Genomic DNA, 14845 nt, shown 5'->3' on the forward strand with positions numbered 1-14845 from the left:
GACAGCCGCGACCAGGGCGGCCGCGACCAGGGCGGGCGCGACGGCGGGAACCGTGACAACCGCGGCGGCGGAGATGACGACCGCGAGGGCTCGGGCAGCCGGCGCAGCCGCGACCGGTTCCGCAACCGCAACACCAGCAACCGCCGGCGCGAGCGCGGCGGCGGTGGCGGCAGCGAAGCCGAGCCGGTGATCACCGAGGACGATGTCCTGATCCCGATCGCGGGCATCCTCGACGTGCTGGACAACTACGGTTTCGTCCGCACCACCGGCTACCTGCCTGGCCCCAACGACGTCTACGTCTCGCTGTCCCAGGTGCGCCGTTACGGCCTGCGCAAGGGCGACGTGGTCGAGGGCGCGATCCGGCAGCCGCGCGAGGGCGAGCGCCGGGAGAAGTTCAACGCGCTGGTCCGCCTCGACAAGATCAACGGCCTGGATCCCGAGCAGGCCAAGAACCGGCCGGAGTTCTCCAAGCTGGTCCCGCTGTACCCGCAGGACCGGCTGCGGCTGGAGACCGAGCCGACCAACATGACCACGCGGATCATCGACCTGATGTGCCCGATCGGCAAGGGCCAGCGCGGCCTGATCGTGTCGCCGCCCAAGGCCGGCAAGACGATGATCCTGCAGGCGATCGCGAACGCGATCACCAAGAACAGCCCCGAGTGCCACCTCATGGTCGTCCTCGTCGACGAGCGGCCGGAGGAGGTCACCGACATGCAGCGCACGGTCAAGGGTGAGGTCATCCACTCGACCTTCGACCGGCCGGCCGACGACCACACCACGGTCGCCGAGCTCGCGATCGAGCGGGCCAAGCGCCTGGTCGAGATGGGCCACGACGTGGTCGTGCTGCTGGACTCGATCACCAGGCTCGGCCGGGCGTACAACAACTCCGCGCCCGCCAGCGGCCGGATCATGTCCGGCGGCGTCGACTCGATGGCGCTCTACCCGCCGAAGCGGTTCTTCGGCGCGGCCCGCAACATCGAGCACGGCGGCTCGCTCACGATCCTGGCCACGGCCCTGATCGAGACCGGCTCGCGCGCCGACGAGGTGATCTTCGAGGAGTTCAAGGGCACCGGCAACATGGAGCTGCGGCTGCGCCGCGAGCTGGCGGACAAGCGCCTGTTCCCGGCGGTCGACGTGGACGCCTCGAGCACCCGCAAGGAAGAGATCCTGCTCGCGCCGGAAGAGCTCAAGATCATCTGGCAGCTGCGCCGCGTGCTGCACGCGCTGGAGCCGCAGCAGGCGCTTGAGCTCCTCATGGAGCAGATGCGCAAGACGCGAAGCAACGCCGAGTTCCTCCTGCAGGTGCAGAAGACCACCCTCGGATCAGACCGCTAGCAGCCAGGGAATACGTGCTGGCCGTAACCGGTTTGCGCGTCTGGCAAACTAGAAAGCCGCGACTACGCGGTACCGGTTCACGCCACGCCACCCGCTGGCACGCCCGTTGCGGCGAAGGCGACCCGGCGACCGCTTAAGGCAAGGAGCCAACCAGATGAAGCCTGAGATTCACCCGCCCTACCAGGTCACGACCGTGACCTGCGGGTGCGGCAACACGTTCGTGACGCGGTCGACCGCGCCCAACGGCGTGATCCACACCGACGTATGCTCGCAGTGCCACCCGTTCTACACGGGCAAGCAGAAGATCCTGGACACCGGCGGTCGTGTCGCGCGCTTTGAGAAGCGGTTCGGCAAGGGCGCTGTCGTCGGCAAGTCCGGCAAGAAGTAGCCCGGTCAGTAGCGCCCGTGCCGCAATAGGCGCACGGGCGCTACAGCCGTGTCAGGGGCCAGGGGCACGAAGGGACGGGCAGTCCCACGCGGGGGCATGGGGGACGGTAGTCCCCCCGCGGGGGGCATGGGGGGACGCGTAGTCCCCCCATTGGGGGGTCACCGGGGGGGCTAGGCCCCCCGGGGGTAAACAGAGAAGGGTTTTGATTGTGTTCGACAGGCTCGGGGACCTGGCGAGCGAGCGCGCCGAGCTTGAGCGCGCCCTCGCCGATCCCGGCGTGCACGCGGACCCGGAGCAGGCCCGGGCGCTCGCCAAGCGGTACGCGGAGCTGACCCCGATCGTCAACGCGTTCCGCGAGTGGCAGCAGGCCGGCGAGGACGAGGCGACCGCGCTCGAGCTGGCGCCGGAGGACCAGGCGTTCGCGGCGGAGGCCGCTGAACTCGCCGCCCGTCGCGCCGAACTCGAAGACCGGCTGCGCACGCTCCTCGTGCCGAAGGATCCGAACGACGAGCGCGACACCATCCTCGAAGTCAAGGCCGGTGAGGGCGGTGAGGAGTCCGCCTTGTTCGCCGCCGACCTGCTCCGCATGTACCTGCGGTACGCCGAGCGCCACGGCTGGAAGACCGAGGTCATCGACTCCACGCCCACGGGTCTTGGCGGCATCAAGGACGCGACCGTCGCGGTCAAGACAGGCCGCGGCGGGACGGGCGCGTGGTCGCGGCTGAAGTACGAGGGCGGCGTGCACCGGGTGCAGCGAGTGCCGGTCACCGAGTCGCAGGGCCGGATCCACACCTCGGCCGCGGGCGTGCTCGTGCTGCCCGAAGCCGACCCGGTGGACGTGCAGATCAACGACAACGACATCAAGGTCGACGTGTTCCGCTCGTCCGGGCCGGGCGGGCAGTCGGTGAACACCACCGACTCCGCGGTGCGGATCACCCACCTGCCATCCGGCATCGTGGTCTCCTGCCAGAACGAGAAGAGCCAGCTGCAGAACAAGGAGCAGGCGCTGCGGGTGCTGCGCGCCCGGCTGCTCGCCCAGGCCGAGGCCGACGCGGACGCGAAGGCGGCCGCGGAGCGCAAGGCCCAGGTCCGCACCGTCGATCGCTCCGAGCGGATCCGCACCTACAACTTCCCTGAGAACCGGATCTCCGACCACCGGGTCGGTTACAAGGCCTACAACCTGGATCAGGTGATCGACGGGGAGCTCGACGCGGTGATCGACGCGCTCGCCGCCGCGGACCTGGCGGCGAAGCTGGCCGAGCGGGAGCGCAGTGAGCCTGCTGCTCGATGAGATCGCGCTGGCCACCGCCCGGCTCGCGGAGGCGGGCGTGGACTCGCCGCGCGCGGACGCCGAGCTGATCGCGGCCAACATCCACAACGTCGGGCGCGGCGAGCTGCACACGGTGCCTGACTCGGAGTTCGACGCGAGGTTCTGGGTGGATGTGGGACGCCGGGCTGCCCGCGAGCCGTTGCAGCACATCACCGGGCGCGCGTTCTTCCGGTACCTGGAGCTCGATGTCGGGCCTGGCGTCTTCGTGCCCAGGCCGGAGACCGAGGTGATGACCGGGTGGGCGATCGACCGGCTCCGTGAGATGGACGTCGCCGAGCCGGTCGCGGTCGACCTGGGCACCGGGTCAGGCGCGATAGCGCTGTCGATCGCGCAGGAGGTGCCGCGGGCGCGGGTGCACGCGGTCGAGGCGGACCCGCTGGCCCGGAGCTGGGCGGAACGGAACATCACCAGGTACGTCGACTCGTACACCGCCGGGCGCGTGCTGCTGCATGCAGGGGACTTCGTCTCCGGGCAGCCGGCGGGGGAGGCTCCGGCGGGCCCGGGTGAGCTGGCCGCGGTTGCCGGGACCGCCGACCTCGTGGTCTCCAATCCGCCCTACATCCCGCTGGGCTCGGTGGTGCCGCCCGAGGTGGGGGAGTACGACCCGCCGGCCGCGCTGTGGAGCGGCTCGGACGGCCTGGTGGCGATCAGGGCGGTCGAACGGATCGCGCGGTGGTTGCTGCGGCCCGGCGGCCTGGTCGCCGTGGAACACGGCGCGCAGCAGGGCACGGCGGTGTACTGGGTGTTCGCCGAAGAAGCCGGGTGGCGGGACACGCGTGACAACAAGGACCTGGCAGGCCGCGACCGGTTCGTAACGGCGACCTGGCCGGGCCTGTAGAGCATAAGATTCCATGACAGGATGGAACCGATGAGCGCTCGATACGACTGCGCGGACGCGCAGCAGCGGGAAGCCGGAATCGCGGCGGCGGTCACCGCCGTCCAGCACGGCGGGCTGGTAGTGCTGCCCACTGACACGGTCTACGGGATCGGCGGTGACGCGTTCACGGCGTCGTCCGTCACCGCCCTGCTCGCGGCCAAGGGCCGCGGCAGGAACATGCCGCCCCCGGTGCTTGTCGGCAGCGTGCGCGCGGCGGCGGCGCTTACCGAGTCGCTCGGCGCGTTCGGCCAGGACCTCCTCGACGAGTTCTGGCCGGGGCCGCTGACGCTGGTGTTCCGGGCGACCCCGACGCTGAAATGGGACCTGGGCGACACGCTCGGCACGGTCGCGGTCCGCATGCCGCTGCATCCGGTGGCGCTCGACCTGCTCCGCCGGACCGGGCCGATGGCGGTGAGCAGCGCCAACCGGCACGGCTCGGCCGCGGCCACGACGGCCGGCGAGGCCGAGTCCCAGCTCGGCGACGCCGTCTCGGTTTACCTGGACGGCGGGCCATGCACGGACAGCGTGCCGTCGACAATCCTCGATCTGACCGGAACGGTGCCGCGGATGCTCCGGGCCGGGGCGCTCAGCATTGACCGGATCCGCAAGGTCGTCCCGGTCATCGACCTGCCAGGCCCGCCGCCCGAGGCGGACGGAATGAACCCGGCGGAGCCGCATCCGCTGGCCGGCGGGGACGCCGGACCCGGTTCCTGACCCGGCGCCGCCATGCGCGATTACCTGTACGTCCTGATCATCGCCGCGGTGGTGACGTACTTGCTGACGCCGCTGGTGCGGCGGGCCTCGATCGCGATCGGCGCGATGCACGCGCCGCGCGGCCGGGACGTCCACGAGAAGCCGACTCCGCTGCTCGGCGGGGTCGCGATGTACGGCGGCCTGGTCGTCGGCCTGCTCGTCGCGGAAAGGCTCAGCTACCTGAGGCAGGCCTTCCCGTCGTCTCGCACCGTCATCGGGCTGCTGCTCGCCGGCGGGTTGCTCGTGCTCATCGGGGCCCTCGACGACCGCTTCGGCATGGGGGTGATCAGCAGGCTTGCCGCGCAGGTCGCGGCGGGCGGCATCCTGATGTGGAGCGGCGTGTACCTGCCGTGGGTGCCGCTGCCCGGCGGCCAGATCTTCTCCCTTGAGCCCGACCTCAGCGCCACGCTGACGATCCTGATCGTCGTCCTCACGGTCAACGCGGTGAACTTCATCGACGGGCTGGACGGCCTGGCGGCCGGCGTGGTCGCGATCGCCGGGCTGTCCTACCTGGTCTACTCGTACACGCTGAGCAATTCGGTGGGCATCCCGTCGCAGTCGGTGCCCGCGGTCGCGTCCGCCGTGCTCGCCGGCGTCTGCATCGGGTTCCTGCCGCACAACTTCCATCCGGCGCGGGTCTTCATGGGCGACGCAGGCGCGTACCTGCTCGGCCTGCTGCTCGCCTACGGCCCGATCTCGAGCACCGCGTCGCTCGACCCGAACATCCTCATCAACTACTCGCACCTGCAGCCGGTCAACCGGTTCCCGACGGTCCTCCCGCTGCTGCTGCCGGCCGCGATCCTGGTGATCCCGTACGCCGACCTGCTGCTCGCGGTGATCCGCAGGACGCTCGCGGGCAAGTCCGCGTTCGCGGCGGACGGGCAGCACCTGCACCACCGGCTGCTCAACATGGGGCACTCGCACCGGCAGAGCGTGCTGATCATGTACCTGTGGGCGGCGTTGTTCTCCGGCACGGTGGTCGGGCTGTCCCAGGTCAGGATCCGCGTGATCTGGCTGGCCCTTGCCACCGTCGGGGCCATGGTTGTGCTGCTGCTCGCGACAATGCCGCGGCTGCGGCCATGGCGCACCGAAGCGAACGGGAAGCAGCGGGCCGGGGCAGCGCACCGGTCCCGTTCGGTGGGATCTGGGCGCGCCGCCGCATACGGCGCGGCGCCGGCGAACGGCGCGGTGCCCGCGAACGGGGCTGCGGCGAGCGGGGCGGCGGCGAACGGCGCGGTGCCGGCGAACGGCATGGTCCGCCCGGCCGACGCGATGCGGGCGAACGGCCCGGTGCGGGGGGGTGGGGGTGGTCCGCTGCCTGGCGGCCCGGTCCCTGTGGACGGCGAGTCGCCCTACTAACCCACCCGGCCGCCCGCCACGGACCCGGGTTGGCGGCGGGGCCCCCAGCGCCAAAAAGCGGTGACGATCTCGCGGGGAGACCGTCACCGTACGCTGCAGCCCGTCCTCGCGCGGTGCGCGACTGGATACCCGGGCTTAATGTGCTGTAACCTGCGCGACACGGCCGCGTGACCGCCGCATGCCGTGCGAACTAGCGGCTGGCGCGCCTGAATTTGGGGATAGCCACTGCTGAGAGGCACCCGAACTTGGGGAGGGGTCCGTCGCACGCCACCACATGGTCATGTAAAGTCTCCAATCAGGTAAAGCAAGAGTCAAAAAGCTTGTGATACGCTTCACAAGCACCTCCCCTGATGGCAAGCGAGTCGTACGTGATACTTTTCGTGAACCACCCGGACAGCCGGGCCACGGATGTGGTATCGCGGACTCGCGCCGCATCCGGGGAAGCTCCGCTGGGACAGACCCGCAAGAGCAACGATGCCAACCATCCCTCAGGAGCCGATAGATGATGGCGATCTATGGCCGCGTCGTCAGGCGCGCTGCCGCGCTTACCGCTGTGGTCGCCGCCGTGACGGTCGCCGTGTGCGCCGCCCTCGGCGGTGGCAAGGGACTGTTCGGCGCGCTGGTCGGGGTGGCGATCGTCACGGCGTTCTTCGGGATCAGCGTGCTCGTCGTCGGCCGCGCGGCGCGGATCAGCCCGCACGTCATGATGGCCGCGGCCATGATCAGCTACGTAGTCAAGATCATCGGATTCGCGGTCGTGATGATCCTGCTCGGCAGGTCCACCGCGTTCAACGGCCGGATGCTCGGCTTCACCGCGCTCGTCTGCATCCTGGCCTGGGGCGCGGCGGAGGTCGTCACCGCGATAAGGCTCAAGGTCCTGTACGTGGACCCGGACGGGGACCGGTAGGGCGTGAGTGGCGTGACCGTGCGCGACCGGCGGGACAGCAGGCCGGACTCCAGCGTCGAGGCGCAAAGCCGTGCCCTCGGGCTGAACATCGGCTGGACGGTGTTCAGCTACATGCTCAGCGGCATGGCCGCGTACGGGGGCATCGGCTGGCTCATCGGGCGCGCGGTGCACGTGTCGATGCTGTTCCCGATCGGCATGCTGGTCGGGCTCGCGATCTCGGTCGGCTGGATCATCTGGCGGTACGGCAGATCGGGCGCGCAGGCAACGCCGGGCGCGCAGGCAACGTCCGGCACGGCGGCAACGCCGCGCACGTCCGGCACGACGCGGACGACGGGCATGCCGTGAGCGGGGACGCGGACACAGACATGGAGACGGGGATGAGCGCGGCAAGCCGGCGCGCGAGCCACCGGAGGGGAATTCCCCGAGAGGAGACAAGCCGGTGACTGGTGTCGTCGCGGCAGCCGACTGCCACATCTTCAGCGGATGCGGCTTCCCCGCCCCGGGCCTGCAGGACTTCATCTGGACGCCGTTCTTCACGGTCGGCCAGTTCAGCTTCACCAAGCCGATGCTGCTCGCGATCGTCGCGGCACTCGTGGTGATCGTGTTCTTCTGGCTGGCGTTCCGCAAGCCCAAGCTGATCCCGGGGCGGATGCAGAGCCTCGGCGAGATGGCCATCCTGGCCGTGCGGGACCAGATCCTGCGGCCGTCGCTTGGCAGGAAGGGGGACTCCTACCTGCCGTTCCTTGTGTCGCTGTTCTTCTTCATCTACATCATGAACGTGATGGAGCTGATCCCGGTCTTCCAGTTCCCCGTCACGTCCCGGATCGGCTTCGTGTGGCCGATGGTGTTCACCGTCTATTTCGTCTACCTGTACCTGGGCTTCAGGCACCAGGGTGCCTGGGGTTACATCAGGAACATGATCCCGCCGGGCGTGCCGTGGCCGATCTACATCATCCTGGTGCCAGTCGAACTGCTCAGGTTCTTCATCTTCCAGCCGTTCACGCTTGGCGTCCGGCTGTTCGGGAACATGTTCGCCGGCCACCTGCTGCTGACGATCTTCACGCTCGCGACGTGGTACCTGCTGAGCCTGTCCGTCGGCCTGCTGTACGCCGCGGGGTCCTTCGCGCTCGCGATCTTCGTCTTCGTGCTCGAGACCCTGGTCACGCTGCTTCAGGCGTTTATCTTCACCACGCTGACCGCCACGTACATCGCGTCCTCCGTGGAGCCAGCTCACTAGCCCGCCCGAGTTCCCAACCGACCACGAGTTTCCCGTCAAAGGGCCCACCGGGGCCGCAACGTAAAGGAATGAGTAAATGTCAGCAATCGCCGCTACTCTCGCCGCCACACAGACGCTGAGCATCAACATCGGCGCCGTCGGCTACGGTCTGGCCGCGATCGGCCCCGGCATCGGCATCGGCCTGGTGTTCGGCCACGCGATCGAGGCCATGGCCAGGCAGCCGGAGGCCACCGGCCGCATCTCCCTGTACATGTGGATCGGCTTCTCGCTCACCGAGGCGCTCGCCCTGATCGGCCTCGTGGCGCCGTTCATCTTCAAGTACTGACGCGCCGTCAAGGAAGTGAGCGCACGATGACGCACCTCGCCGACGCCGTGGCGTCGTACAACCCGCTGCTCCCCTCGTGGCCCGAGTTCGTCGTCGGCACGATCCTCTTCTTCTTGGTGTTCGGCTTCCTCGCCAAGATCGGACTGCCGCGGATCATGAAGACGCTCGAGGAGCGTCATGACGCGATCGAGGGCGGCATCAACCGGGCCGACGAGGCCCAGGCCGAGGCGGAACGGGTGCTGCAGCAGTACCGCGCGCAGCTCGACGACGCCAGGCACGAGGCCGCGCGGATGCGCGAGGAGGCCAGGGAGCAGGGCGCGCAGATCATCGCCGAGATGCGCGAGCGCGCCGAAGCGGAGGCGCGGCGGATCACCGAGGCGGCGCAGGCCCAGATCGAGGCCGAACGGCAGCAGGCGCTTGCCTCGCTGCGCGCTGAAGTCGGCAGCCTCGCCACCGAGCTGGCCAGCCGCATCGTCGGTGAGTCGCTCGCCGACACGGCGCGGCAGAGCCGGATGGTCGACCGCTTCCTCGCCGATCTTGAGCAGCAGGGCGCCCGCGTGCGAGCGGGGGCCAGGCGGTAATGCGCGGCGCCAGCAGGGCCTCGTACGGCGAGCTCAGGGAGCACCTGGACGCCGCCGTGACGAGCGCCGTCATCGCCGAGCTGACGGGCGACGAGCTGTTCGCCGTCGTCCGGCTGCTCGACGCCGAGCACGGGCTGCGGCGGGCGCTCGCCGACCCCACCAAGCCGTCCCACGAGAAGGACGCGGTGGCGCGGCGGCTGCTGCACGGCAGGGTGTCGGCGGGGACCGAGGACGTGGTCGCGGCGGCCGCGGCGGCCCGCTGGGCGAGCCCGGGCGACATGGCCGACGCGATCGAGCAGCTGGCGATCGAGGCGCTCACGCTGTCCGCGCAGCTCGGCGGTACGCTGGATGACCTAGAGGACGACCTGTTCAGGTTCGGCCGGGTCGTATCCGGTCAGCCTGGCCTGCGGACGGCACTGACCGGGCCCGCGGGCGCGGGCGCCAAGCAGTCCCTGCTGGCGGACCTGCTCGGGGGCAAGGTCAGCTCGCCGTCGCTGAGCCTCATCACGCAGGTGCTGACCCACCCGCGCGGCCGGTCGCCGCAGGCGGCGCTCGACCTTTGCGCGCTCATCGCGGCTCGGCGGCGGGAGCAGCTCATCGCGGTGGTGCACGTCGCCGCCGAGCTCACCGCGGCGCAGCGCAGGAGGCTGGCGGCGACCCTCGCCGCAGCCTACGGCCAGGGAGTACACATCAATGTCGTGCACGATCCGGCGGTCATAGGTGGCATGTCCGTCCAGATCGGGGATGAGCTAATGGACGGGACCGCGGCCAGCCGCCTGGCCGCGGTCCGGCGCAGGCTCGCGGGCTGACTCGGCCGGCATGAGCCGGCCGAGGCATTAACGAACGGAATGGGGAAGATGGCGGAGCTGACAATCCGGCCGGATGAGATCCGCGACGCGCTGGCGCGGTTCGTCGAAGACTACGAGCCAGCGGGTGTCGCGCTTGAAGAGGTCGGCACGGTCGTCGAGTGCGGCGACGGCATCGCCCGGGTCGAGGGGCTGCCCTCGGCCATGGCGAACGAGCTTCTTGAGTTCGAGAACGGGGTCCGCGGCATCGCGCTGAACCTGGACGTGCGCGAGATCGGTGTCGTCATCCTCGGCGAGTTCGCCGGCATCGAGGAGGGGCAGCGGGTGCGCCGTACCGGCGAGGTGCTGTCCGTCCCGGTCGGTGACGCGTTCCTCGGCCGCATGGTCGGCCCGCTCGGCGAGCCGCTTGACGGCCTCGGCGACATCACCGGCACCGTGCTGCGCCCGCTCGAGGTGCAGGCACCGTCGGTGGTGCAGCGGCAGCCGGTTAAGGAGCCGCTGCAGACCGGGATCAAGGCGATCGACGCGATGACCGCGATCGGCCGGGGCCAGCGGCAGCTGATCATCGGCGACCGGCAGACCGGCAAGACCGCGATCGCGATCGACGCGATCATCAACCAGAAGGACAACTGGGAGTCCGGCGACCCGGTCCGCCAGGTGCGCTGCATCTACGTCGCGGTCGGCCAGAAGGGCTCGACGATCGCCGCGGTCAGGCAGTCGCTCCAGGACGCCGGGGCGATGAAGTACACGACGATCGTGGCCGCGCCCGCCGCGGACCCCGCGGGCTACAAGTACATCGCCCCCTACACGGGAAGCGCGATCGGCCAGTACTGGATGTACGCGGGCAAGCACGCGCTGATCGTCTTCGACGACCTGTCCAAGCAGGCGGACGCCTACCGGGCCATCTCCCTGCTGCTGCGCCGCCCGCCCGGCCGCGAGGCCTACCCGGGCGACGTCTTCTACCTGCACTCCCGGCTGCTTGAGCGGTGCGCGAAGCTGTCCGACGAGATGGGCGGCGGCTCGCTGACCGGCCTGCCGATCGTCGAGACCAAGGCCAACGACATCTCGGCTTACATCCCCACGAACGTGATCTCGATCACCGACGGGCAGATCTTCCTGGAGACCGACCTGTTCAACTCAGGTGTCCGCCCCGCCATCAACGTCGGCCAGTCGGTGTCCCGGGTCGGTGGCGCCGCGCAGATCAGGGCGATGAAGAAGGTCGCGGGAACCCTGCGGCTCTCGCTGTCCCAGTACCGTGACCTGGAGGCGTTCGCGGCCTTCGCGTCGGACCTGGATGCCGCTTCCCGGGCGCAGCTCGAGCGCGGCGCGCGGCTCGTCGAGCTGCTCAAGCAGTCGCAGTACGCGCCGTTCCCCGTCGAGGAGGAGGTCGTCTCGATCTGGGCGGGCACCACGGGCCAGCTCGACGACGTCCCCTTGGAGGATGTCCGCCGGTTCGAGTCCGAGTTCCTTGACTACCTGCGCCGCGAGCACGGCGGCGCCCTCGCCGCGATCAGGGAGACCAGGGACCTGTCCGACGACACGGTGACCGCGCTGCAGGACGCGGTCGGCCAGTTCCGCCGGGCCTTCGAGGTGACCGGCGGGCAGCTGCTCACCAGCGACGAGCCCGAGCCCCCGGTGTCCGCCCTCGGCGAGCACGAGCACGGCCAGGAGTCGGTCCCCAGGTACGAGCAGCCAGCCGCGACGACGAGCGAGTAGCGGCCATGGGAGCACAGCTTCGCGCGGTCCGGGCGCGGATCAGGGCGGTCAAGTCGATCGGCAAGATCACCCGCGCCCAGGAGCTGATCGCGTCGTCGCGGATCGTGCGGGCGCAGCAGCGGATGCGCGCCGCCGAGCCGTACGCGCGCGAGCTCACCCAGGCGGTGGAAGCGGTGGTGAGCCGGTCGTCGTCGGTCAGCCACCCGATGATCACCGAGCCGGAGACCTTCTCGCGCGCGGCGATGCTGATCCTCACCAGCGACAGCGGCTTCTGCGGCGCGTACAACGCCAACGTGCTGCGCGAGGCGGCAAGGCTCCGCGAGCGCAACAACGAGAACCGGATCACGACCACCAGCTACGTGGCCGGCCGCAAGGGCATCGCGTGGCACCGCTTCCGCGAGCTGGCCACCGCGAGGGAGTGGAGCGGCTTTTCCGCCCAGCCGGCCTACGCCGACGCCGAGGCGGTGGCCGCGGCGGTGCTCGAGGCATTCGAGACGCCCACGGCCGAGGGCGGCGTCGACGAGATCTACCTCGTCTCGACCGAGTTTGTCTCGATGCTGACCCAGCGCCCGTCGGTCCGGCGGCTGCTGCCGATGGAGATCGAGGACAAGCCCGGCGCGCGGCCGGGCGGGCCGCTGCCCTCGTACGAGTTCGAGCCGTCCACGGACGTGGTGCTTGACGCGCTGCTGCCGCAGTACGTGGCCAGCCGGATCTACTACGCCATGCTGGAGGCGGCGGCCTCCGAGCTGGCGGCGCGGCGGCGCGCGATGAAGGCAGCAACGGACAACGCGAACGACTTGCTAGACCGGCTCACCCGGGAGGCGAACAACGCCAGGCAGGCCGAGATCACCCAGGAAATCAGCGAAATCGTCGGCGGTGCGAACGCGCTCGCTGAGGCGAACGCAGGGAGTGAGTAACAGACCATGACCGCGACCGAAACCAGCCCCGCGGAGAACGGGGCCACCGCAGCCGGAACCGGCCGCGTCGCCCGGGTCATCGGCCCGGTCGTCGACGTGGAGTTTCCGGCGGACCAGATGCCGGAAATCTACTACGCGCTGCACGTGGACGTGACGCTTGGCGACGTCACGCGCACGCTGACCCTCGAGGTCGAGCAGCACATCGGCGACGACACGGTCCGCGCGATCTCGCTGCAGCCGACCGACGGGCTGGTCCGCGGCGCCCCGGTGAGCTCGACCGGCGCCCCCATTGAGGTGCCGGTGGGGGACGTGACCAAGGGGCACGTGTTCAACGCGCTCGGCGAGACGCTGGACGTGCCGACGTCGACCCTGCACGTGACCGAGCGGTGGCCGATCCACCGGCCCGCGCCGCCGCTTGACGAGCTCGAGCCGAAGACGGAGATGTTCGTCACCGGCATCAAGGTTCTCGACCTGCTCACGCCGTACGTGCGCGGCGGCAAGATCGGCCTGTTCGGCGGCGCCGGCGTCGGCAAGACCGTGCTGATCCAGGAGATGATCCGCCGGGTGGCGAAGAACTTCGGCGGCGTCTCCTGCTTCGCAGGCGTGGGCGAGCGGACCCGTGAGGGCAACGACCTGTTCCTTGAGATGACCGAGTCCGGCGTGATCGAGGACACCACACTGGTGTTCGGCCAGATGGACGAGCCGCCGGGCACCCGGCTGCGGGTCGCCCTGTCCGCGCTCACGATGGCCGAGTACTTCCGCGACGTGCAAAAGCAGGACGTGCTGCTGTTCATCGACAACATCTTCCGGTTCACCCAGGCGGGCTCGGAGGTGTCCACGCTGCTCGGCCGGATGCCGTCCGCCGTGGGTTACCAGCCGACCCTGGCCGACGAGATGGGCCAGCTGCAGGAGCGGATCACCTCGACCCGCGGTCACTCGATCACGAGCATGCAGGCGATCTACGTGCCCGCCGACGACATCACCGACCCGGCGCCGCACACGGTCTTCGCGCACCTCGACGCCACCACGGTGCTGTCCAGGGCGATCACGGAGAAGGGGATCTACCCGGCGGTGGACCCGCTGGACTCCACCTCGCGGATCCTCGATCCCAGGTACATCGGGCAGGAGCACTACGACGTCGCCCGCACCGTCCAGGAGATCCTGCAGCGGTACAAGGAGCTGCAGGACATCATCGCGATCCTGGGCATCGACGAGCTGTCGCCGGAAGACCAGATCATCGTGCAGCGCGCGCGGCGCATCGAGCGGTTCCTGTCCCAGCCGATGTACGTCGCCGAGCAGTTCACCGGCCAGGCCGGCGCCTTCGTGCCGATCGAGGAGACGATCTCCTCGTTCAACGCGATCGCGGAAGGCAAGTACGACACCGTGCCCGAGCAGGCGTTCTTCATGTGCGGCGGCATCGAGGACCTGGAGAAGAAGGCCAAGGAGCTGGAGCGCCCGTGACGCTGCACGTGGAGCTGCTGATGCCGGACCGCAAGCTGTGGTCCGGCGAGGCCGGCCTGGTCATCGCGAAGACCCTGGACGGCGACATCGGCGTCCAGACCGGGCACTCCCCCGTGTTCGGCATCCTCTCCCCGGGCAGCCTGGTGCGCATCCGCGAGGTGCCAGGGGACGACAACCCGGGCGACGTGGTGCGGGCCGCGGTGCGGGACGGGTTCCTGTCCGTGACGGACAACCGGGTGTCGATCCTCGCCTCCGTGGGCCAGCTCGCCGGCGACGTGGACGTCACCGCCGCGCGCGCCGATCTCGACGCGGCGACGGCGGAGGCCGGCTCGCAGGCCGCCGCCGATGAGTCGACCGAGGTCAGGTACGCGCGGGCCCGGCTGCGGGCCGTCGGCGAACAGGCCTGACGCGGAGCGGGGGTGGGCGGGGCGCTGGCACTCGACGCACTCTGGCTGTTCGCCGTCTTCCTCGTGCTCATCCTGCTCGCGGCCAGCGCCCTGGCGGTCCGGCGGTACCTGCTCGAGCGGGGCGGCGGGACCGTCGAGTGCGGCCTGCGCCACCCGGCGGGGCGGGGCGCCTGGCGCCTCGGTGTCGCGTCCTACCAGGGCGACGAACTGTGCTGGTATGGCGCCCTCGGCGTGCTGCTCCGCCCCGAGCGGGTCTTTCACCGCCGCCAGCTCACGGTGCTCTCCCGCCGTCCGTCGCTGGCGTCCGAGGCGACCGTGCTCGGCCCGGAGCACACCGTCGTCGAGGTCTGCACCCGGCCGCCCGGCGACTACGCCGACCGGCGCGCCCGCCGGAAGGAAACGCCCGGCGACCACGTGGAGCTCGCGATGACCGAGCAGGCGCTGAC

General features: G+C 70.1%; 17 protein-coding genes. All 17 read left to right on the plus strand.

Going from position 1 to position 14845, the window contains the following annotated elements; all coding sequences use genetic code 11:
- A partial coding sequence (gene rho, locus Q1N79_RS16845; protein ID WP_300610027.1) for a transcription termination factor Rho occupies positions 1–1335 on the plus strand: 1335 nt, incomplete at its 5' end.
- Positions 1336–1489: 154 nt separating this feature from the next.
- A complete protein-coding gene (gene rpmE, locus Q1N79_RS16850) occupies positions 1490–1723 on the plus strand; it encodes a 50S ribosomal protein L31 (protein WP_300610028.1) in 234 nt (77 codons plus the stop codon).
- 208 nt (positions 1724–1931) lie between these two features.
- On the plus strand, positions 1932–3014 hold the full coding sequence (gene prfA / locus Q1N79_RS16855) for a peptide chain release factor 1 (RefSeq protein ID WP_300610029.1): 1083 nt from the start codon (positions 1932–1934) through the stop codon (positions 3012–3014).
- Positions 2995–3891, plus strand: coding sequence for a peptide chain release factor N(5)-glutamine methyltransferase (gene prmC / locus Q1N79_RS16860; protein ID WP_300610030.1), 897 nt, complete (start codon positions 2995–2997; stop codon positions 3889–3891). The genes prfA and prmC overlap by 20 nt, the downstream gene beginning before the upstream one ends.
- 30 nt (positions 3892–3921) lie before the next feature.
- Complete coding sequence (locus Q1N79_RS16865; RefSeq protein ID WP_300610031.1) at positions 3922–4644, plus strand: L-threonylcarbamoyladenylate synthase; 723 nt, start codon at positions 3922–3924, stop codon at positions 4642–4644.
- A gap of 12 nt (positions 4645–4656) precedes the next feature.
- Positions 4657–6042: a glycosyltransferase family 4 protein gene (locus Q1N79_RS16870; RefSeq protein WP_300610032.1), complete on the plus strand. Its 1386-nt coding sequence runs from the start codon at positions 4657–4659 to the stop codon at positions 6040–6042.
- A 502-nt stretch (positions 6043–6544) separates the two neighbouring features.
- Complete coding sequence (locus tag Q1N79_RS16875; RefSeq protein ID WP_300610033.1) at positions 6545–6949, plus strand: hypothetical protein; 405 nt, start codon at positions 6545–6547, stop codon at positions 6947–6949.
- A gap of 12 nt (positions 6950–6961) precedes the next feature.
- Positions 6962–7294: a hypothetical protein gene (locus Q1N79_RS16880; protein ID WP_300610034.1), complete on the plus strand. Its 333-nt coding sequence runs from the start codon at positions 6962–6964 to the stop codon at positions 7292–7294.
- A gap of 94 nt (positions 7295–7388) precedes the next feature.
- Positions 7389–8186 carry a F0F1 ATP synthase subunit A gene (gene atpB, locus Q1N79_RS16885; RefSeq protein WP_300610035.1) on the plus strand — a complete coding sequence of 266 codons (798 nt, stop codon included), beginning with the start codon at positions 7389–7391 and terminating at the stop codon, positions 8184–8186.
- Between the two features lie 76 nt (positions 8187–8262).
- Positions 8263–8511 carry an ATP synthase F0 subunit C gene (gene atpE / locus Q1N79_RS16890; RefSeq protein ID WP_300610036.1) on the plus strand — a complete coding sequence of 83 codons (249 nt, stop codon included), beginning with the start codon at positions 8263–8265 and terminating at the stop codon, positions 8509–8511.
- A 26-nt stretch (positions 8512–8537) separates the two neighbouring features.
- A complete protein-coding gene (locus Q1N79_RS16895; RefSeq protein WP_300610037.1) occupies positions 8538–9092 on the plus strand; it encodes a F0F1 ATP synthase subunit B in 555 nt (184 codons plus the stop codon).
- Entirely contained in the window at positions 9092–9901 is an 810-nt protein-coding gene (locus Q1N79_RS16900) for a F0F1 ATP synthase subunit delta (RefSeq protein ID WP_300610038.1), read from the plus strand. The genes Q1N79_RS16895 and Q1N79_RS16900 overlap by 1 nt, the downstream gene beginning before the upstream one ends.
- Before the next feature lie 48 nt (positions 9902–9949).
- Positions 9950–11614 carry a F0F1 ATP synthase subunit alpha gene (gene atpA / locus Q1N79_RS16905; RefSeq protein ID WP_300610039.1) on the plus strand — a complete coding sequence of 555 codons (1665 nt, stop codon included), beginning with the start codon at positions 9950–9952 and terminating at the stop codon, positions 11612–11614.
- A 5-nt stretch (positions 11615–11619) separates the two neighbouring features.
- Entirely contained in the window at positions 11620–12531 is a 912-nt protein-coding gene (locus Q1N79_RS16910; RefSeq protein ID WP_300610040.1) for a F0F1 ATP synthase subunit gamma, read from the plus strand.
- Positions 12532–12537: 6 nt separating this feature from the next.
- On the plus strand, positions 12538–13992 hold the full coding sequence (atpD, locus tag Q1N79_RS16915; protein ID WP_300610041.1) for a F0F1 ATP synthase subunit beta: 1455 nt from the start codon (positions 12538–12540) through the stop codon (positions 13990–13992).
- The gene (locus Q1N79_RS16920) at positions 13989–14399 is read left to right on the plus strand and encodes a F0F1 ATP synthase subunit epsilon (RefSeq protein ID WP_300610042.1); all 411 of its coding nucleotides are present in this window, start codon (positions 13989–13991) and stop codon (positions 14397–14399) included. The genes atpD and Q1N79_RS16920 overlap by 4 nt, the downstream gene beginning before the upstream one ends.
- Positions 14400–14411: 12 nt before the next feature.
- The coding region (locus Q1N79_RS16925; protein ID WP_300610043.1) for a DUF2550 family protein at positions 14412–14845 on the plus strand (434 nt) is incomplete at its 3' end.

It is taken from the genome of Trebonia sp., from assembly GCF_030042015.1.
Lineage (GTDB): Bacteria > Actinomycetota > Actinomycetes > Streptosporangiales > Streptosporangiaceae > Trebonia.